The organism is Microbacterium sp. W4I4, from assembly GCF_030816235.1.
In the GTDB taxonomy this organism is placed as follows: domain Bacteria; phylum Actinomycetota; class Actinomycetes; order Actinomycetales; family Microbacteriaceae; genus Microbacterium.
The window spans coordinates 2284560-2303794 of sequence record NZ_JAUSXT010000001.1; the positions used below are offsets into that span (position 1 = coordinate 2284560).

The following is a 19235-nucleotide window of genomic DNA, read 5'->3' on the forward strand; positions in this document are numbered from 1 at the left end:
GCGCAAGTTATGCGCATTACTACCTGGAGCGAACAACATGGCGCAGCGAGTGACGCAGGCGGACGTGGCGCGGCTGGCCGGAGTGAGCCAGGCAACCGTGTCCCACGTGCTCAACGGCACCGCTGACAGCAAGCAGCGCGTCGGAGACGCAGCCAAGTCCCGTGTTCTGGACGCGATCCAGCGCACGGGCTACACGGCGAACCCGGTCGCACAGGCCCTCGCCCGTGGCCGGAACAGCATCATCGGCGTCTTCACCTACGAATCGGTCTTCCCCACAGGGAGTGCCGACTACTACACCCCGTTCCTCGAGGGCATCGAGGCCGGCGCCGAGGAATCGGGGGTCGACCTCCTGCTGTTCACCAGCGCCCCGTCGCGCAGCTCGCATCAGCGCACCCTCTCCAACACGGGGTGGAACCGCGTGTCCATCACCGACGGCTGCATCCTGCTCGGCCGCCAGGGAGACATGTACGACATCGAGGCCCTGCTCGCGCAGAAGTTCCCGTTCGTGTTCATCGGACGCCGCGACTCGAGCAAGCAGGTGGTGCCCTTCATCGGCGCCGACTATCGCAATGCCACGCGCGACGTCATCGAACGTCTCCTCACCCTCGGCCACAGCCGTATCGCGTTCCTGGGCGACCTCGGACCCAGTGAGTCCGCGAGGGACCGCGCGAGGGGCTATCGCGACGCGATGACTGCGGCCGGCCTGCGGCCCATGCTGTTCAACAGCGATGCATTCTCAGCGGACGAAGCAGTGGACATCCTCCTCGATCACTCCGCCACCGCAGCGGTCCTCGGCGCCGACTACCGCGCCGAGGAGATCCGCGCGGAGGCTGTCGGACGCGGGTTGAGCGTACCCGGCGACCTGTCCCTCGCGATTCTCGGGCAGCCGACCACCGCGCTCGCCGATGAGCAGCGCTGGACGGGCTTCCGAGTCCCCCGCGAGCAGATGGGGCTCGAATCGTTCCGCCTGCTGAGCGGGCAGATCGAGGAGCGTCAGGATCTTGAACTGCAGCGGCTCCTGCCCTGCACTTTTGTCGAGGGAGAAACGGTGACAGCGCTGTGAGTACGAATCTGACCACGGACATCCTGATCGTCGGCGGCGGTCTGGGTGGTGTCGCGGCCGCCCTGTCCGCACTGGAGGCCGGCAGGGACGTCGTCCTCGTCGAGGAGTACGCCTGGCTCGGCGGCCAGCTGACCTCCCAGGGGGTGCCGGTGGACGAGCATCCGTGGATCGAGGAGATCGGCGGGACCAGGATGTACCGGCGCCTGCGCGACGGCATCCGCGACTACTACCGCGATCATTTCCCGCTGACGGATGTCGCCCGCAGCCAGCCCCTGCTGAATCCCGGCGCAGGCACCGTGTCGAAGCTGTGCTCCGAACCGCGGGTCGGAGCCGCCGTGATCGAGAGCATGCTCGCTCCCTGGCTCTCGTCCGGGAGGCTCCGACTCCTTCAGCCGGCCGTAGCCGTGTCCGCGGACATCGACGACGACATCGCCCGCAGCGTCACCGTGCGCCGGCTCGACGATCAGAGCGAGGTGACCATCACCGCCGAGTACTTCCTGGATGCGACGGAGACAGGCGAACTCCTGCCTCTCACCGGAACCGAGTACGTCACCGGATTCGAGTCGCGTCATGAGACCGGCGAGCCCAGCGCTCCGGAAGAGGCGCAGCCCGACAACTGGCAGGCACTGAGCTTCTGCTTCGCCGTCGACCACGTCGACGGAGACCACACGATCGAGGAGCCGGAGCAGTACCAGAAGTGGCGCAGCGTCCAACCGGACTTCTGGTGGGGGCCGCTTCTCGGACTCGTCTCTCCGCACCCACGCACGCTCGAAGCGGCGCCGCGGACGTTCATTCCGAACACCGATGAGGATCCGCTCACGATCACGGCGGATCAGAGCAAGGACCCCGGCGATCAGAACCTGTGGATCTATCGGCGCATCGCCGCGCGCAAGCTGTTCGAGCCGGGCTACTACGAAAGTGACATCACACTCGTCAACTGGCCATCGATCGACTACTTCGAAGGCTCCGTGATCGATCAGCCTGCCGACGTGGTTGCCGCGCGGCTTCATGACGCCCGTCAGCTGAGTCTGTCGATGCTCTACTGGCTGCAGACCGAAGCCCCGCGGCCCGACGGAGGCAAGGGACTTCGCGGACTGCGTCTCCGACCCGACGTGATGGGAACAGCGGACGGACTGGCGCAGGCCCCCTACATCCGCGAGTCCCGTCGCATCAGGGCTGTGACGACCGTCACGGAGAACGACGTGTCGATGGCTGTGCGCGGCGACGCCGGCGCGCGGAGGTTCCACGATTCGGTGGGAATCGGGATGTACCGCATCGACCTGCATCCCTCCACCGGAGGCGATAACTACATCGACGTCGCCTCCTGTCCATTCCAGATCCCCCTGGGCGCGCTGATCCCCCGGCGGATGCAGAACGTCATCGCGGCGAACAAGAACATCGGCACGACTCACATCACGAACGGCTGCTACCGACTGCACCCCGTCGAGTGGAACATCGGCGAGGCGGCCGGCGCGCTGGCCGCGACCTGCATCGAGGACCGTGTCGGCCCTCATCAGGTGCAGAGCGATCCCGCCCGTCTCGAAAGGTTCCAGGACGCCCTCGTCCAGCAGGGGATAGAACTCAGCTGGCCCGACGGCATCACCGGCTACTGAATCCCCCCCCCCATAGCAAGAACAACGGCTACGAAGGAGTAGAAGTCATGAAGAAGAAGACACTGGTCGCCGCAGGTGCGGTGATGCTTCTGGGTCTGACCGCCTGCAGCGCGGGCGGAACCGACGCCAAGAACGGCGGCGCGGGCGGCGAAGGGCTCTCGGGCGAGGTGACGATGTGGTACCCGCCGATCGCGGGTGACGTCGAGCGCGAGTTCTGGGATGCCAAGATCGCGGACTTCACCAAGCTCCACCCGGACGTGGACGTGACCGTCGAGATCGTCCCCTGGGACGGCCGTGCCGAGCGCCTGCAGACCGGCATCGCCGGCAAGACGACGCCCGACGTCACCTACGTGCTGCCTGCCGACGTGTACTCCTACGGCAGCAAGGGTATTTTCGCCGACGTCTCCGACGTCGTCGCCGACGACAAGGATGACTTCCTGCCCAATGCCCTCGAGACCATGAGCGTCGACGGGGCGCTCTACGCGGTGCCGACGCTGGTGGGCATGTCCACGACGATCTATGTCAGCGACGTCTGGGATGCCATCGGTGTGGCGGAGGAGGACTATCCGACCACCTTCGAAGAGGTGCGCGAGTACGCTCCGCTTCTGAAAGAGAAGGGCTATTACGTCACGCAGTACGACGCGGCGCCGTCGATGACGCTCAACGGCAGCTTCTATCCGCTGCTGTGGGCATCGGGCGGTCGGGTCCTGGACGAGGACGGCGAGGTCGCCGTGAACAGCCCGGAGGCCGTGGAAGCACTCGACTTCGTCTCGTGGCTGGTCGACAACGACTACACGCCCCGTGACGCCCTCACCACCGATCTGCCCGTCGAGACGAGCCCGATCGCCCAGGGGAAGGTCGCCATGCTGTTCGCCCGTTCCGTGGCTTCGCTGGTCACCTTCGGCCTGACCGAGGATCAGCTCGTCGTCGGAGCGCCGATCGCGAACGAGGAGTCGCTGAGCTACGGCAATGTCGGCGGCTACGCGCTGTTCGAGGCGGCGGCGGACAATGCGGCCGCCAAGGAGTGGATCCGCTTCATCACCAGCCCTGAGTTCCTCAAGGACTTCCTGCCGGAGCGCAACCAGCTCTCCCCGCGCCTGTCCGTGAGCGACCTGTACCCCGAGGGCTCCGTCAACGCGGAGCTCGTGCAGTATCTCGACCGCGGCATCGTCGATCCGAAGGCACCGGGCGGCACGGAGATCATGAACGTCCTCAAGCCCGCCATCCAGTCCGTGCTCCTGGGCCAGCAAGACGCGCAGAAGGCGATGGACGCCGCCGCGGAGCAGATCGACGGGATCCTCGCGCGGTCGGGGAACTGACCCGCAGTGCGGGCACGAAAGGACATGTCATGACCATCGAGAAAGCACTCGGATCCCGGGCACGCACGCCCGCTCCGGGGCCGCTGCTGGCCCCCATACCCGCACGGCGGGGACAGCAGCGGCGGCGCGCGGCGCGCAAGGCATCGGCGATCGCGTTGATGTTCCTGCTGCCGTACCTGCTGCTCTTCCTGGCTTTCCGCATCGTGCCCGCACTCGGCGGCATCGGCCTCAGCCTGGCGGATTACTCGCTGACCGGTGACATCACCTACGTCGGCGGCGAGAACTTCGCCAGGCTGTTCGCCGACGAGCTGTTCTGGAACGCGCTGCGGGTCACGATCATCTATTCCCTGATCGCCGTCCCGCTCGTGGTCGTCGTGTCACTGCTGATGGCCAACCTCGCATCGCGATCGATCCGCGGCATCAAGGTCTACCGATCGGCCTTCTTCCTCCCGGTCATCACGAGCCTGGTGACCACCGCCGTCATCTGGCAGTGGATCTACTCCTCGCAGGGTCCGCTGAACTGGTTCCTCGGACTGTTCGGAGTCCCGGCCGTCCCCTGGCTCGCCAGCGGCTTCGCGGTTCTTCCCGCACTCGCGATCGTGGCCATGTGGTCCCGATTCGGCTACGACATGCTGATCCTCATGGCAGGGATGCTGGACATCCCGCAGGACTACTACGAGGCTGCCGGACTCGACGGCGCCAACGCATGGCAGAAGTTCCGACACATCACGCTCCCCGGGCTGCGCCGCCCCCTGTTCTTCGTGGTGATCCTCGAGATCGTGGCGTCTTTCCAGGTGTTCGACCTGATATACGTGATGACCGGAGGCGGACCGGTGACGGCGAGCTACTCGCTGGTCTACATGATCTACGACCAGGGCTTCGGCTATTTCAACTTCGGCTACGCGAGCGCAGCCGGAGTGGTCCTGCTCGTGATCACGATGGTCATCGCGGCCGTGCAGCGCCTGTACCTGAAGGATGAAGACTGATGACCCCCACGATGACCCGGACACAGGCTCTCACTGTCCCGTCCGCACGGAAGCGCCGTTTCAGGTGGAGCGACGTCTCCGCCCACGCACCGCTGATCATCGCCGCGCTGGTGACCCTCTTCCCGTTCTTCGTCATGCTGGTGATCTCCGTGCAGCCAGGGAAGGCCATCTCGCTGCCCGGTTCGCTCTGGCCTCAGAAATGGGACTTCAGCGAGTTCGCCCGGCTCCTCTCCCGTGGCGAGATGGTGGGATGGATCGTCAACACGACCATCTACTCCGTGGTGTCGGTCGTCCTGGTGCTGGTGCTCTCGTCGATGGCCGCCTACGCGTTCGCCAAACTGAGCTTCCCCGGTCGCAGCGCAGTGTTCATGCTGATGATCGCGATGCTGATGGTGCCGTATCACCTGACGTTGATCCCGCAGTTCATCATGGTCTCCGAGATGGGCGGACTCAACACCCACTGGGGGCTGATCCTGCCGACGATCGCGAACGTGCAGGCGCTGTTCCTGATGCGCCAGTTCATCGCCGGGATCCCGCAGGAGCTGATCGACGCGGCCCGCATCGACGGTGCCGGCGAGATGCGGATCTTCTGGCAGATCATCCTGCCGCAGACGAAGCCCATCCTGGCGACGCTCGGCGTGTTCGTCTTCCTCTGGCATTGGAACGACTTCCTCTGGCCGCTGGTGGCGAACACGAAGTCGTCGATGTACACGCTGACGGTCGGACTCTCTTCGCTCAACGAGGAGCAGACCTCGCTCGCCGTGACGATGGCGGGAGCCGTCATCACGTTCGTCCCGATCTTCATCATCTTCATCTTCCTGCAGCGCTACTTCGTGCGCGGCGTGACGATGAGCGGCATCAAATGACCGGCAGGAGAGCATCATGGCACGCCATGTGACCGTCAGCAGCGTCACGTCCTACCCGTTCGTGGCCGATCCCTCGATCAGCCACGGCGCGCTGCTCGACGCCCTCATCGATCACTGGACCGCCCGGATCGCGACGGTGCTGCCCGATCGGCCCGACCTCATCGTGCTGCCCGAGCACGGCGACCGGCCGCTGGCCCACTGGTACCCGCTGCGGCACTTCCCGATCGAGCAGGTCGCCGAATTCACCGCGTACAAGGGCGATCAGCTGCGCGACGCGCTTTCGGAGATCGCGGTGGCGAACCGGGCTCGGATCGCGTACTCCGGCTACCGGACCGATGAGCAGGGCCTGCTGCGCAACTCCACCCAGCTGATCGGCGTCGACGGCGAAGTCGTCGGCGTCTACGACAAGAACTACCTCACGATCCCCGAGCACGGAGTCCGTGGGGTGTCCCACGGCGAGCGGATGCAGGTCATCGAGACCGATATCGGTCGTATCGCCCCGGTGATCTGCTTCGATCTGAACTTCGAACAGGGGCTGCGGGAGCTGGCTCCGCAGAGGCCCGAGCTGATCCTGTTCTCCTCCGCGTATCACGGCGGCTTCATGCAGCAGTACTGGGCGTACGCGTGCCGTGCCCACCTCGTGAGCTCGGTGTGGTCGGACAACCGCTCCCCGATCATCTCGCCCGTGGGAGAGGTGGTGGCGTCCACCACGAACTACTACTCGGAGGTCACCACCCGGATCAATCTCGATTGCGCCGTGCTGCACATCGACGAGAACGGCAAGCGCTTCGCCGACGTCAAGCGCAAGTACGGCCCGAAGGTGAGCATCCACGATCCCGGACGGGTCGGCGTGGTGCTGCTCACCGCCGAGAGCGACGATCTGAGCGTCGCGGATGTCATGACCGAGTTCGGGCTCGTCGATGTCGACGACTACTTCGGCCGAAGCCTCGAGGAGCGCGAGAGAGCGCTGAGCGAGGATCCCTCAGCAGACTGATCGCGTCGCCTCCGACATTCACCGATGAAGCATCGCTGTTCAGCCAGGCTCTGCCGGGATACACGATGCTCGGCTCGGTGCACATCAGACCTGATCGCCTGCACCGCGCGCCGATTCTGCGGCGCGGATGCTGTTCACCACGACCGTCCGCGCCTCCCGCCAGTGCGCCGGCACACGCCCGTGCGGTGCGTCCCTGAGCAGCGCACGCATGAGCCCGGCGAAGCCGAGCGCGTCGATCGCGTCGCCGACGTCGAGTTCGAGGCTGTGCACGCCGGAGGCGGTCACAGCCTCGATCGCGTACCGGTCGGGACCGGGCACTCCGCTCACGAGCACCTGAACGGGGATGGTCCGGCCGTCCGGTGCCGTCAAAAGGCCTTCGACGCCGGCGGCGTCCTCCGATCGGGTCGTGGAGCCGTCGAGGCGGCTCGTCCACCCCGAGACCGGCTGGAAGGTCGCGCCGGGCAGGATGCGGTCGATCATCTCCCAGGCGTGCACACCCACGGTCACCAGGGTCCCTCCGCCCGCGGCCGGGTCATCCTGCCACGAACGGCCGGGCACCTGGAAGCCCGCATTGGCATGTTGCGCGTGCACGCGCAGTCCGATGATCTGCGTCCCGGCAAGTCCGACGGCGAGCTGTTCCAGGCCGGGCGCGAAGCGCAGCACCGATGCCGTCCCGACCGACGCGGAGGCGCCCGCGAGCGCCTCCTCCCAGGCGTGCAGCTGCGCACCCGTGGCGGCCACCACCTTGTTGAAGAAAACCGGTACCGCGGCATCCGCGAGCGCTCGCAGCAGCGGCACGGTCTCGTGCGGCCGCGGAGTGGCGATCACGACGTCGGGTCGCGATTCGAGGAGCTCCTCGATCGAATCGGTCGCTGCGCCGCCGAACCGCGCGGCGAAGTCGGCGGCGGCCGCAGCATCCGCATCGTGCACCGCCACGACTTCCGCTCCGTGCTCGAGCGCGTTCGCGGCATCGGTGCTCGGATGGGAGTGCGCGAGACCCGCGAAGGCGACGCGCAGCGGTTTCACGGTCATGCCATCGACGCCAACTGCTCGCGGGTGATCGCGTGCTGCAGCGGTTCCCCGGCGAGCAGCCGCTCGAGCTCGCCGACCACAACGCCGCCCTGGCGAAGCCGTCCCTCATGGGTGCCGGCCGCGCGATGCGGGGTCACCAGCACGTTCGGCAGTGTTCGGAACGGGCTGTCGTGTCCCAGCGGCTCCTCATCGAAGACGTCGATCGCGGCGCAGAGCCGGCCGCTGCGCAGTTCGGCGAGCAGGGCCGCCTCATCGATCAGCCAGGACCGCGCCGTGTTGACCATCCCCGCGCCATCGGGCATCAGCGCCAGCTCGCGCGCGCCGATCATGTGCCGGGTCCCGGGAAGGGTCGGGGCGTGCAGCGCTACGATCAGCGCGCGCTGCAGGGCCTCGTCCAACCCGACGAGCTCCGCTCCGAGGGCTGCGGCATCGTCAGCCGAGACGGTGGGATCGACCAGCAGTGGCCGAGCCCCGAGTGCGCGGATGAGCTCGAGGTAGGCGCGGCCGGTGCGTGATGCGCCGATGACGGCAATCGGCGCATCCAGGATCTCGCGCTGCCCGCCGATGGTCGCTTCGTACCAGCCGCCGCCGCGCAGCGCGTTGTGCATCGCCGGGATGCGGTGCAGCAGCGCGAGCGTGAAAGCGAGCGACACCTCGCCGACCGGACGCGCCATCCCCGCTCCTGCTTGGGTGACGCTCACACCCCGGTCGAACAGCTCGTCGGTCACGAACGCCTTCACCGACGCGCCGGTGTGCGCCACCAGCTCGAGGTGCGGCAGCTGCGCCAGGGTCGCTGCGTCGAACGGCGGAATGCCCCAGCTGGTGATGACGACGCGCACCTCGCCGAGCACGGCCGCGTCGTGCAACCGGTCGACCCGCAGGAGAGCACCGCCCAGCCGCGCTGCGGCCCGCTCCAGCCGAGCCTCATGGTCGGCCGAGAAGAACTCCGCGAAGAGCTGCTCGGGCACGACCGCCACGAGGCTCGGGGCAGTCATCGCAGCCACGTCTCCAAGTTCTCGGCGATGAAGGCGTCGTCGTGCAGCTCGGGGTGCGCGAGCCGGACGCGCTCGATCTCGTCGGCCTGACCGGGCGACAGCGATTCGCGCGGGTCGAGACACCACGTGCCCTCCAGCAGACCCTGCTGACGCAGTACCTCGTGCACACCCGCGATCACGCCGTGGAAGTCATTGCGCGGGTCGAACACGGCCTGGTTGACATCGACCATGTCGGCGGCGACTCGCCCCAGCCGTTGATAGGCGGCGAGATCTCCGGCGGCGGCGCGGTGTGCATCGGCGAGAAGCGCGACCGCTGAACGGGTGCCGACGGCCCACTGCCCGAGCAGGCCGCCCACAAAGCGCAGCGTGCGGGGACCGTCGGGCGAGTCCACATGGAACTCTGAGAGAAGGTCGGCGACGATCGCGTCGTCGTTGCCGGTGTAGAGCGCGATCCGGTCGGCACGACCGGACTCGGCGACACCCCGCACCAGCTCGAGGGTGCGGTACCGATCGAAAGGGGCCGCCTTGACTGCGACGACCGCGGGGATGGACGCGAACTCGCGCCAGAACTCGCGATCGAGCACCGGCCCGCCGATGGCGGCCTGCAGATAGAAGCCGATCACGGGGAGAACCTCGCCGACCGCGCGTGCGCGGTCGAGCAGGGCGCGATCATCGGCCCCTGGCACGCGCGGACTGACCAGCACGGTGTCGTAGCCGAGGTCACGGGCAAGCTCCGCCTCGGCGACCGCCTGGGCTGTGCCACCGGCGACTCCGGCGACGCGCACGATGTGCTCATCCGCCCGGGCGTCCATCTCCTCGGCGGCGAGCGCCAGCACGGGTTCGAAGAGTCCGTGCTGAGGATCGCGGATCTCGAACTGCGTCGTGTGAACACCGATCGCGATGCCTCCGGCCCCCGCGTCCAGATAGTAGCGAGTCAGTGCGCGCTGGCGACGCTCGTCAAGCCTGCGCGCTGCCGTCAGTGCGAGCGGATGCGCCGGAATCACCACTCCGCGAGCAAGAGCCTGCGCCGCCTCCGGGCGCAGCACGGGCACGTCGCCCCACATCAGAACTTCCCGTCCCGCACGGCCCACTTGGTCGGCTTGCTCGTCATGGGCAGTCCAGCCGCGATCCATGCAGCCTGCAACTGGATGAGGTTCTCCGCCGAGACGGACGGGTACCCGAAGAGCGCCATGCACCGTCGCGCGTCGCTGAGCAGCGCGGTCGGCTGCGGCGTGTCGACGAGCTCGACATCCCGGCCGAGCAGCGTGCCGAAGCGGCGCGCGATGGACTCGACGCTGAGCAGCTCGGGGCCGGTGAGGTTGATCGTGAACATGTCCGAGGAGGCGTGGACGAGGCTGCGGAGGACGACCTCGTTGGCGTACCCCTGCCAGATCACGTTCACGTTGGCGGTCGCGACCGAGACCGGCTCGCCTGCGTGCACCGCGCTGCTGATGTCGGCGAGCACCCCGTAGCGCAGGTCCACCGCGTAGTTCAGCCGGATGATCGCGACTTTCGTCCCGCGCTCGCGTGCCCCGAACTCGAAGACGCGCTCTCTGCCGAGGCAGGACTGCGCGTATTCTCCGATCGGTGCGGGGTGCGTCTCCTCCGATGCCCCGCCCGAGGAGGCCGGCACGAAGGGGTAGACGTTGCCCGTCGACAGCACCGAGATCGCGCTGTCCCGATAGCGGCGGGCCACCCGATCGGGGAGGGCCGCATTCACCTCCCACGCCCAGGAGGCATTCGTCTCGGCGCCGAACTTCGCGCCGACCATGAAGATCACGTTCTCGGCATCGGGGAGCGTCGAGAAGTCGTCGTTCGTGATCAGATCGAAGGGGATCACCCGCACTCCGGCGTTCTCGAGTCGCGCGCGGATCGCCTCGTCACCGAAGCGCGAGACCGCGTGCACCACATCGGACTGACGCCCGGCAGCATCCAGCGCGCGCCGCGCCAGCACCGCAAGGGTCGGCCCCATCTTGCCGCCCGCACCGAGGATGACGAGGTCGCCGGATCCTGTCGAGAGATCCTCGATCAATCCGGCGCTCGGCGTGGTGAGCGCGTCTTCCAGTTCTGCCTCCGACACGAAGGGGCTCGCAGTCACAGCTGACTTCCTCTCTCGCGTCCGGCGTCATCAGCGGCGCGCGGAGCTGCACCCATTATGACACCTGAGTTGGATAAATAGTCAACACTCCACATTCATCCAAATCGGATAAGCCTTCGGGCGTAGGAGAATTACCGGAGTTGAGTAAGCTATCTCGTGCCGTCCGAGAGCGGAAGCGACCAGCACGGACGCGGGAGACCAGCACAGACGCGGGAGGAGCGCCCATGGCACCCGGACACCCGTCGATCGCCGCGCGCGCGCTCGCACAGCTGCGTGGCGCCGGGCCTTCCACCGTCACCGATCTCGCCCGCTCACTCGACGTGTCTCGGACCTCGGTCGAGAAGGCACTGATTGCACTCGAGGCATCCGGGATCGTCGTCGCCGGGCCGGACTTCGCTGCGAAGGGGGCCGGACGGCCGGCTAGGAGCTATGCGTTCCATGCCTCCGCAGGCTCCGCCGTCGGAATCGACATCGGCATCGGCAGCGTGCGCGTGCTGCTCGCCGATCTGGACGGGCGCGTCGCCGTGCAGCGCGAGTTCCCGGGTGTTCAGGACCATGAGGACGGTGCGGCGAAGCTGGCAGCCGTATTCGATCGTGTGCACGAGACTCTGGCAGCCGCGCCGCGTCTGGCCTCCAGCATCCTGGCGGCCGGAGTGTCGCTGCCGGGCATCGTCGATGACGGCGGGCGCGTCACGGCGTCGGTGGTGATCCCCGAGTGGTCCGGTGTCGATGTCGGCGCGCAGCTCACTCAGACTCTCGGATGCCCGGTGTCGGTCGATAATGGCGTGCGCCTCGCCGCCGTGGCCGAACACCATCTCGGCGTGGCCCAGTTCGTGGATGATCTCCTCTACATCTCGGTCGGAAATCGCATCGCGATGGGCCTGATTCTCGACGGAGAGCCGAGACGCGGCATCCATAACGCAGCCGGCGACATCGGGCGACTCGCGTTCCGCAGCATCGTCGGCGAGACCGGACAGATCGTCTGGCGCACTGCCCCCACCGCTGCGGAGGTCTTCGAACGGGCCGGAGCCGGCGACGACGCGGCACGCGCCGAGCTCGACGCCTTCATCGACCAGCTCTCCCAGGGGATCGCCACTCTGGCGATGACCGTCGACCCGGCGATGATCGTGATCGGCGGTGGGCTCTCGGAGGCTCACGAAGACCTGCTCGGTCCGCTGCGCAGCGCGCTGCAGCAGCACATCGACCTCCCCTTCCGGATTCCACTCGTCGCGGCACGGCTGGGTGCGGCCGCTGCAGCGCACGGTGCGCTCGTCCACGCCTTTCAGGAGCACTCGAGCCACATCTACGGGCTCGACGGAATGCCCACGCCTCAGATCACCATCCTCGACACCACCGCCACAGTCCCTTCCCGAGAGGATCAGCATGGACTCTGATCAGCCGATCGCCGACCTGACCCGCCTGCGCACCCTTCTCGACAGCGGCACCCCGCTGAACTGGGTGCTGACCGGCGACTCGATCACCCACGGGCTCGTGCACACCCAGGGCGCGCGCAACTACGCCGACCACCTGCATGAGCTGATCCGTGGCGATATGGCCCGCGTGCGGGATGTCGTGGTCAACACCGCCATCAGCGGATGGCGGATCGTGCAGCTATTGGAGGACTTCGAGCGCCGCGTGGCGACCTGGCGACCCGACGTGGTCACCCTCATGATCGGCACGAACGACTGCTCCACGGGTGGCGTATTCCCGGTGATCGAACCGGCTGATTTCGCGGCATCCGTCACCGAGTTCGTCACGCGGGTGCGCGACCTCGACGCCATCCCGGTGCTGCAGACGCAGCCACCGGTCGATGTGCGCAACGCTCCCGAGCGCGCCCGCATCGCAGACTTCGCCCAGGCGGTCCGCGACGTCGCCGCCGCACAGGACACCATCCTCGTCGACCAGTTCACACGCTTCGCGGACATCGGCCGCGGCCGGGTGAACGACGTGCCCTGGAGCCTGATGAACGACCCCTTCCATCCGGGCGCCGCCGGCCACGCGGTGCTCGCACTGGGGATCGCAGAGTCTCTCGGCCTGGGCTCCGGCGCGCAGTCACGGGTGCTGGCTCAGTTGCGGGCGCAGGTGCCGATGTCGCTCTGATCGGCACCTGCGGCTGGACGGCCACGCCTCAGTGGGTGTCTTCGGCTTCGATCTCGGTGCGGTCGCCGGACCAGAGGGTGTGGAAGGTGCCGGGCTTGTCGGTGCGCTTGTAGGTGTGCGCGCCGAAGAAGTCGCGCTGGCCCTGGACGAGAGCGGCGGGCAGGCGGTCGGCGCGGATGCCGTCGTAGTACGACAGCGAGGAGCTGAACGCGGGGGCGGGGATGCCGGCTTCGGCGGCGGCGATGACCACGCGCCGCCAGGCGCCCTGGGCGCGGGTGAGGGCCTCGGCGAAGTACGGTGCGGTCAGCAGCACGGGCAGCTCGGGAGCCTCGGCGTAGGCGTCGGCGATGCGGTTGAGGAACTGGGCGCGGATGATGCACCCGCCGCGCCAGATCTTCGACACGGCGCCGAGGTCGATCTGCCAGTCGTACTCGCCAGCTCCCGCACGGATCTCATCGAACCCCTGGCTGTAGGCGACGATCTTCGACGCGTACAGGGCCAGGCGCACGTCCTCGATGAACGCGTCCTCGTCCTCGACTTCGAACGCGTCCTCGGGTCCGGGCAGGAACCCGGCTGCGGCGCGCTGCTCGGGGTGCGAGGACAGCGAACGGGCGAAGGTCGCCTCCGCGATCCCGGACACCGGAACACCCAAAGACAGCGCGGTCTGCACGGTCCACGCGCCGGTGCCCTTGGCACCTGCCTGGTCCACGATGACATCCACCAGCGGCAGCCCGGTCGCCGCGTCCACCTGACGCAGCACCTCGGCGGTGATCTCGATCAGGTACGACTCCAGCTCGCCACGGTTCCACTCGGCGAAGATGTCCGCGATCTGCGCCGGGGTCTTGCCGGTGCCGCGGCGGATCAGGTCGTACGCCTCGGCGATGAGCTGCATGTCGGCGTACTCGATGCCGTTGTGCACCATCTTCACGAAATGCCCGGCCCCGTCGTGGCCGATGTGCGTCACACACGGCTCACCCTCCGCGACCGCGGCGATCGAGCGGAGGATCGGGCCGAGCGTCACCCACGACTCATCCGACCCGCCCGGCATGATGGACGGCCCGAGCAGGGCGCCCTCCTCGCCACCGGAGATCCCCGCACCGACGAAGTTGATGCCCGTCTCACGGACCGCCTTCTCACGGCGGATCGTGTCGGGGAAGTACGCGTTGCCCCCATCGACGATGATGTCGCCCGGCTCGAAGACCCGCACCAGCTCATCGATCACCGCATCCGTGGGCCCACCGGCCTTGACCATGATGATCGCCGTGCGCGGCTGCTGCAGACTCGCGGCGAACTCCTCGTACGAGAACGCCGCAACGAATCCCGCCTCCGGATGCGCTGAGACCAGCTCATCCGTCTTGGCGCGGCTGCGGTTCAGCACCGCCACCGTGTTGCCCTCACGCGACGCAAGATTGCGGGCCAGGTTCGATCCCATCACGGCGAGTCCGACGACTCCGATATTGGCAGATGCAGCTGATGCAGTCATGATTCCTCCGTCAGGGACGAGGCGTCGCGCAGCGCAGCGACGATCTCATCGGTGGCGATCTCGGGGTCCAGCAGGGCGAGCAGCGCCCGCTCCTGGTCGTCCGCCCGCAGCGCCTGGTCGATCGCGGCCTGCTTGGCATCCTGAACTCCGGCCCCCGAACGCAGCAGCTGCACCCACGCGGCGATGACGCGGAGCGATGCGGCGCCATCGCGGCCCGCAGCCCGCTCCGCACGCAGCACCGGGGCGATCCGCACGGCGAGCTTGCTCGCACCCTCCATCGCGATCTGCGCGAGGTGATGCGCGATGCGCCCGTTGTCGAAGCGCTCTTCGAGCTTGCTGCGGTAGTCGTCCAGGGCGAGCGATGCCGGCAGGTGACGCACGGCCTCATCCCAGAAGTCGCGCACCCAGCCGCGGCAGACCTCATCGGCCATCGCCTCGGCGACGGTCGCGTGGCCGCGCAGGGTGCCCGCGTACGCCAGCAGACTGTGCGCGCCGTTGAGCAGCCACAGCTTGCGCTGCTCGTACGCCTCGATGTCGTCGACGAAGCGCGCGCCCGCGGTCTCCCACTGCGGCCGCCCGTTGGGGAAGTCGCCGCTGAGCACCCAGTCCGAGAACGGCTCGGTGACCACCGGGGAGACGTCGCGCATGCCGGTCAGCGCCTCGGCCGAGGCACGGTCGGCGTCGGTGGTGCGCGGCGTGATCCGGTCGACCGAGGTCGACACGAATGACACCTCGGCGCGGATCCAGTCCGCCAGCCCGGGATTCACCGCGTCCGCGAGGCCGCTGAGACCGGCGCGGACCAGCGGGCCGTTGCCCGGGATGTTGTCGCACGGCACGACCGCGATGGGGCCGGCCTCGGCGAGCCGCCGCGCGTCGAGGCCGGCCAGAAGCCGACCCAGAGCGGTGCCGGGGTCGCCCCCCGCACGCAGCGCCTCGATGTCGGCCGAGACGGCAGGGTCGGTCAGGTCGGGAGTGCCGTCGACGTTCAGCCGGTACGCGGGCTCGGTGATGGTCAGCGTGACCAGTGCGGTCGCAGGCTCCGCGAGCAGCTCCTTGAGCCGAGCGACGTCGTCGGCGGCATCCGCCTCGACGATCACGGACATGATCTCGGCGCGGTCGCCCGCCGCCGTGCGCTCGATGAGCGTGTACAGCCCGTCCTGACCGCGCAGCTCCTCGGCCGCCTGCGGGCTGCGACCGGTGAACGCGGCGATGGTCCACTCCGCGGCATCCGCGGCATGCGCGGTGTACCAGGCCTGATGCGCGCGGTGGAACGCACCCAGGCCCAGGTGGACGATCCGAGGCGCGACGATCGGGGTGTCGCCGAGGACGCCCCGGCGACTGAGGGAGGCGATGGCAGTGCTCACAGCTTGAAGACCTTCCGGGGCTGGGCGTCGACGAGGTCGTGGACGATCTTGCGGGCCATCGGCTCGTCGATGCGTCCCTCGGCCACGAGTCGGGCCAGGAACGCCGAGTCGAGACGGCGGGACATGTCGTGGCGTGCGGGGATGGAGAGGAACGCTCGTGTGTCGTCGATGAATCCCGAGCTGCGGTAGAAGCCGGCGGTCTCGGTGACGGCGGCGCGGAAGCGCAGCACGGCATCCGGTGCATCCAGGAACCACCACGGTGCGCCGATGTACAGGCTCTGGTAGAATCCGGCCAGCGGGGCGATCTCCCGCGAGTACGAGGTCTCGTCGACGCTGAACAGCACCAGGTGGAAGTCGGGGATGTTGCCGTAGCGCTGCAGCAGCGGGCGCAGCGCGTCGACGTACGTCGTGGCGACCGGGATGTCGTGTCCCGTGTCGGGCCCGAACGCGTCGAACGTCGGAGCGCTGTGGTTGCGGAACACGCCAGGGTGCACGGTCATGACGAGGCCGTCCTGCACCGCCATCCGGGCCGACTCCAGCAGCATGTGCGCCTGGAAGACCGTGCTCTCGGCATCCGTCAACTCACCGCGCACGGCGCGGGAGTAGAGCCCGGCGGCCTCGCTGGCGTCCAGGTCGACCGTGAGCGGCTGCAGAACGCCGTGGTCGGAGGAGACCGCGCCGTTGGCGACGAAGTGCGCACGGCGCGCCTCGAGCGCGGTGATGTAGCCGGCGTAGTCGTCGACCGGCTTGCCGCTCCACTCGGCCAGTCGCTGCACGTTGGCGACGAAGCCCGGGTTGGCGGGATTCGTGTACGCGTCCGGGCGGAACGTCGGGGCGACGCGGCCGCGGAATGTCGGGTCGGCGGCGAGCGCGCGGTGCGCGTCGAGCTCGTCCATCGGGTCGTCGGTGGTCGCGAGGAACTCGATGCCGAACTCGTCGAACAGCGCGCGGGGGCGGAACGAGGGCCGCGCGAGCACGGCGGAGATCTGGTCGTAGATCGCGTTGGCGTTCTCCGCCGAGGGGTGCTCGGTGATCCCGAACAGCTCGGTGAACTCGTGCTGCAGCCAGTAGCCGGAGGCGGTGCCCGCGAACAGGTGCCAGTTCTCCGAGAAGCGGCGCCAGGCCGAGCGCGGGTCGGCGGTCGGCGCGGAGCCCGTGAGGTCGGGGACGCTCAGCTCGTTCAGCGGGATGCCGGCGGCGTGCAGCAGACGCGTCACGTAGTGGTCGTAACGCAGCAGCAGGTCGGTCGGGTTCGGGAACGCCTCGTCATCGAGCAGCATCCGCGGGTCGACGTGGCCATGGGGCGAGATGATCGGCAGGTCGGCGACGCTCTCGTAGAGTCCGCGGGCGATGTCGCGCGTGCGCGGGTCGACCGGGAGGAGACGGTCGGGGTCGGAGTGGAGTTCCATGGCTGCTTCCTTGCTGGCTGGGATGTTCAGAGTCGTCGTCACAGTCGGGTCCCCCAGATGTCTCCGCACCAGACGTTGTCGTTGAACGTCCCGGTGAACTCGGATGCTCCGGTGATCTTCTCGACCGTGGCGTGGATGGCTTCGCGCGAGGGCGCGTGGGAGTGGATGAGCGTCTTCACCATCGGCACGTCGACGAGGTGGTTCGGCTGGTTCAGCGAGACGAAGATCGTGGGAACCTCGGTGACGTACCAGGGGATCTCGGATGCCATCGGCGTCGACCAGCGGATGCGGACCGTCGCCTCCTGCGCGAAGCCCGCGACGTTCGCGAAGACAATCGCCGCGTCATACCTCTCGGCGTACGCGCCGTTGGCCTCCTCGGCCATCACGGTGTGGAAGTACACGTTCTCCTCGCCGTCGGCCCGGCGCTGCAGGGCGTTCTTGAAGACGTGCACCTCGAAGCCGGCGCGCTCGAGCTCGTCGCGGGCGACGTCGAGGTAGGCGTTCGGGTCGGTGCCGGTGAAGTCCGACTGCCCCGTCACGCCGTACAGGCGGATGCGGGGGTGGGTCTTCGGGCTCAGCGGCAGGTTCTGCTGGGTGTCCTTCACGAGCGTCACGCTGCGGTCGGCGACTCCCGCCGCGATCGCGAGGTGCTCGTCGTCGCCGATGACGGCGAGCGCCTGCACCGGCGGGACGAGCTGGTCCTTCGGTGTGATGTGCAGTCCCAGCGACGCCTTCAGTCCCAGGATGCGGGTGAGCGCCTCGTGCAGGCGCTGTTCGGTGACGACGCCGTTCTCGATGCCCGTGCGCAGGTACTCGAGGTCCTCGGCGGGGTCGCGGAAGAACAGGAACATGTCGCAGCCGGCGGCGATCGCGGCGGGCACCGCGTCGCGTCGCTTCATCGCCTGCGTCATGCCGACCATCATCGAGGCGTCGGTGAGGATGAGTCCGTTGAAGCCCAGCTCGCCGCGGAGCAGATCCTGCAGCAGTTCCGGCGCCAGGGTCGCGGGCAGGATCTCGGCATCCGTCATCTCGGGCCGGAAGCGACGCGACAGTTCGGGAGCGCCGATATGACCGATCATGATCGACTGCACGCCGTGCCCGATCATCTCGCGGTACACCCGGCCGTAGCTCTCGTTCCACTCGTCGTAGCCGAGCGTGTTGTACGTCGTGACGACGTGCTGGTCGCGCTCGTCGACGCCGTCGCCGGGGAAGTGCTTCATGGCGGCGGCCGAGCCCGACTCGCTGAGCCCGTCGAAGTAGCGCCTGGCGCGCTCGATGACGATGTCGGCGTTGTCGCCGAACGAGCGCGTGCCGATCACGGTGTTGCGCCAGTTGCGGTGGATGTCGACGATCGGGGCGAATGCCCAGTTGCATCCGATCGCCGCGGTCTCGCGGCCGCCCACCAGGCCGAGCCGGTAGGCGTCGTCGGGGTCGGGGCTGGACCCGGCGCCGAGGTGGCTGGTGACGAGCGTGCCGTCGTCGATGCTGCCGGCGCCGCCCATCTCAGGATTGGATGCCACCAGCAGCGGGATCTTCGCGATCGACTGCGCGTAGCGGATGTGCTGCTGCACGGTGGCCGAGTCGGATCCCATGAACCGGATGCCGCCGACGCCGTACCGGCCGACGACGTCGTCGAGGTAGCCCTCGGCGAACGACACATTCAGGTTGATGAACAGCTGACCGATCTTCTCGTCGGGGGTCATCGATGAGATCGTCGTCTCGACCCAGTCGATCGCGTCGCGATCGAGATGGAACGGTGCCTGAGACAGATCGACCATGACGTTGTCCTCGAGTTCATTCGGTGCGGAGTTCTGTCTGCCATTGTGGCCGTGGAATCCAAAAGTGTCAACCGGTTGCCACTTACTGCTTCGGGAGAATGGGCATCCCGGCGCAGACGACGAACGATCGATCGA

The 19235-nt window shown here is 67.9% G+C and carries 16 protein-coding genes; 8 read left to right on the plus strand and 8 right to left on the minus strand.

Annotation, left to right across the window (positions count from 1 at the left end):
* The first annotated feature begins 37 nt into the window (after nucleotides 1-37).
* Genes QF046_RS10745 through QF046_RS10770 form a run of 6 tightly spaced genes read left to right on the plus strand, consistent with a single transcriptional unit; the run spans nucleotide 38 to nucleotide 6841 of the window.
* Complete coding sequence (locus tag QF046_RS10745) at nucleotides 38-1063, plus strand: LacI family DNA-binding transcriptional regulator (RefSeq protein WP_307369570.1); 1026 nt, start codon at nucleotides 38-40, stop codon at nucleotides 1061-1063.
* Entirely contained in the window at nucleotides 1060-2676 is a 1617-nt protein-coding gene (locus QF046_RS10750; protein WP_307369571.1) for an FAD-dependent oxidoreductase, read from the plus strand. Before QF046_RS10745 ends, QF046_RS10750 begins: the two co-directional genes overlap by 4 nt.
* A gap of 47 nt (nucleotides 2677-2723) precedes the next feature.
* Nucleotides 2724-3995: an ABC transporter substrate-binding protein gene (locus tag QF046_RS10755; protein WP_307369573.1), complete on the plus strand. Its 1272-nt coding sequence runs from the start codon at nucleotides 2724-2726 to the stop codon at nucleotides 3993-3995.
* Between the two features lie 29 nt (nucleotides 3996-4024).
* The gene (locus QF046_RS10760; RefSeq protein WP_307369575.1) at nucleotides 4025-4981 is read left to right on the plus strand and encodes a carbohydrate ABC transporter permease; all 957 of its coding nucleotides are present in this window, start codon (nucleotides 4025-4027) and stop codon (nucleotides 4979-4981) included.
* Complete coding sequence (locus tag QF046_RS10765) at nucleotides 4981-5847, plus strand: carbohydrate ABC transporter permease (protein WP_307369576.1); 867 nt, start codon at nucleotides 4981-4983, stop codon at nucleotides 5845-5847. Before QF046_RS10760 ends, QF046_RS10765 begins: the two co-directional genes overlap by 1 nt.
* A 16-nt stretch (nucleotides 5848-5863) precedes the next feature.
* Entirely contained in the window at nucleotides 5864-6841 is a 978-nt protein-coding gene (locus tag QF046_RS10770; protein ID WP_307369578.1) for a carbon-nitrogen hydrolase family protein, read from the plus strand.
* A gap of 84 nt (nucleotides 6842-6925) precedes the next feature.
* Here QF046_RS10770 and QF046_RS10775 read toward each other — a convergent pair whose 3' ends face one another.
* Genes QF046_RS10775 through QF046_RS10790 form a run of 4 tightly spaced genes read right to left on the minus strand, consistent with a single transcriptional unit; the run spans nucleotide 6926 to nucleotide 10966 of the window.
* Nucleotides 6926-7873, minus strand: a complete 948-nt coding sequence (locus QF046_RS10775; protein ID WP_307369580.1) for a Gfo/Idh/MocA family oxidoreductase — start codon at nucleotides 7871-7873, stop codon at nucleotides 6926-6928.
* Nucleotides 7870-8868, minus strand: coding sequence for a hydroxyacid dehydrogenase (locus tag QF046_RS10780; RefSeq protein WP_307369582.1), 999 nt, complete (start codon nucleotides 8866-8868; stop codon nucleotides 7870-7872). Before QF046_RS10780 ends, QF046_RS10775 begins: the two co-directional genes overlap by 4 nt.
* Nucleotides 8865-9932: a dihydrodipicolinate synthase family protein gene (locus QF046_RS10785; protein ID WP_307369583.1), complete on the minus strand. Its 1068-nt coding sequence runs from the start codon at nucleotides 9930-9932 to the stop codon at nucleotides 8865-8867. The genes QF046_RS10780 and QF046_RS10785 overlap by 4 nt, the downstream gene beginning before the upstream one ends.
* Nucleotides 9932-10966, minus strand: a complete 1035-nt coding sequence (locus QF046_RS10790) for an NAD(P)-dependent oxidoreductase (RefSeq protein ID WP_307369584.1) — start codon at nucleotides 10964-10966, stop codon at nucleotides 9932-9934. Before QF046_RS10790 ends, QF046_RS10785 begins: the two co-directional genes overlap by 1 nt.
* A 224-nt stretch (nucleotides 10967-11190) precedes the next feature.
* On the opposite strand from QF046_RS10790, the gene QF046_RS10795 reads away from it, so the two are divergent.
* Both QF046_RS10795 and QF046_RS10800 read left to right on the plus strand, forming a co-directional pair.
* Complete coding sequence (locus QF046_RS10795; RefSeq protein ID WP_307369585.1) at nucleotides 11191-12360, plus strand: ROK family transcriptional regulator; 1170 nt, start codon at nucleotides 11191-11193, stop codon at nucleotides 12358-12360.
* Nucleotides 12350-13066, plus strand: a complete 717-nt coding sequence (locus QF046_RS10800; protein ID WP_307369586.1) for an SGNH/GDSL hydrolase family protein — start codon at nucleotides 12350-12352, stop codon at nucleotides 13064-13066. Before QF046_RS10795 ends, QF046_RS10800 begins: the two co-directional genes overlap by 11 nt.
* Nucleotides 13067-13094: 28 nt before the next feature.
* Here the strand turns inward: QF046_RS10800 and gndA are convergent, their stop codons facing one another.
* From gndA to QF046_RS10820, 4 genes are read right to left on the minus strand one after another with little or no spacing between them, the layout of a single operon-like run.
* The gene (gene gndA, locus QF046_RS10805; protein WP_307369587.1) at nucleotides 13095-14549 is read right to left on the minus strand and encodes an NADP-dependent phosphogluconate dehydrogenase; all 1455 of its coding nucleotides are present in this window, start codon (nucleotides 14547-14549) and stop codon (nucleotides 13095-13097) included.
* The gene (locus QF046_RS10810) at nucleotides 14546-15913 is read right to left on the minus strand and encodes a mannitol dehydrogenase family protein (protein ID WP_307369589.1); all 1368 of its coding nucleotides are present in this window, start codon (nucleotides 15911-15913) and stop codon (nucleotides 14546-14548) included. Before QF046_RS10810 ends, gndA begins: the two co-directional genes overlap by 4 nt.
* Nucleotides 15910-17322, minus strand: coding sequence for a glucuronate isomerase (gene uxaC, locus QF046_RS10815; protein WP_307369591.1), 1413 nt, complete (start codon nucleotides 17320-17322; stop codon nucleotides 15910-15912). Before uxaC ends, QF046_RS10810 begins: the two co-directional genes overlap by 4 nt.
* A 38-nt stretch (nucleotides 17323-17360) precedes the next feature.
* The gene (locus QF046_RS10820; protein WP_307369593.1) at nucleotides 17361-19100 is read right to left on the minus strand and encodes a glycoside hydrolase family 3 protein; all 1740 of its coding nucleotides are present in this window, start codon (nucleotides 19098-19100) and stop codon (nucleotides 17361-17363) included.
* Nucleotides 19101-19235: the final 135 nt, after the last annotated feature.

Bases quoted from the DNA above. Each gene is read 5' to 3' on its own strand.
- QF046_RS10745 (WP_307369570.1), top strand. From the start codon at position 38: ATGGCGCAGCGAGTGACGCAGGCGGACGTGGCGCGGCTGGCCGGAGTG.
- QF046_RS10755 (WP_307369573.1), top strand. From the start codon at position 2,724: ATGAAGAAGAAGACACTGGTCGCCGCAGGTGCGGTGATGCTTCTGGGT.
- QF046_RS10760 (WP_307369575.1), top strand. From the start codon at position 4,025: ATGACCATCGAGAAAGCACTCGGATCCCGGGCACGCACGCCCGCTCCG.
- QF046_RS10765 (WP_307369576.1), top strand. From the start codon at position 4,981: ATGACCCCCACGATGACCCGGACACAGGCTCTCACTGTCCCGTCCGCA.
- QF046_RS10770 (WP_307369578.1), top strand. From the start codon at position 5,864: ATGGCACGCCATGTGACCGTCAGCAGCGTCACGTCCTACCCGTTCGTG.
- QF046_RS10775 (WP_307369580.1), bottom strand. From the start codon at position 7,873: ATGACCGTGAAACCGCTGCGCGTCGCCTTCGCGGGTCTCGCGCACTCC.
- QF046_RS10780 (WP_307369582.1), bottom strand. From the start codon at position 8,868: ATGACTGCCCCGAGCCTCGTGGCGGTCGTGCCCGAGCAGCTCTTCGCG.
- QF046_RS10785 (WP_307369583.1), bottom strand. From the start codon at position 9,932: ATGTGGGGCGACGTGCCCGTGCTGCGCCCGGAGGCGGCGCAGGCTCTT.
- QF046_RS10795 (WP_307369585.1), top strand. From the start codon at position 11,191: ATGGCACCCGGACACCCGTCGATCGCCGCGCGCGCGCTCGCACAGCTG.
- QF046_RS10800 (WP_307369586.1), top strand. From the start codon at position 12,350: ATGGACTCTGATCAGCCGATCGCCGACCTGACCCGCCTGCGCACCCTT.
- gndA (WP_307369587.1), bottom strand. From the start codon at position 14,549: ATGACTGCATCAGCTGCATCTGCCAATATCGGAGTCGTCGGACTCGCC.
- uxaC (WP_307369591.1), bottom strand. From the start codon at position 17,322: ATGGAACTCCACTCCGACCCCGACCGTCTCCTCCCGGTCGACCCGCGC.
- QF046_RS10820 (WP_307369593.1), bottom strand. From the start codon at position 19,100: ATGGTCGATCTGTCTCAGGCACCGTTCCATCTCGATCGCGACGCGATC.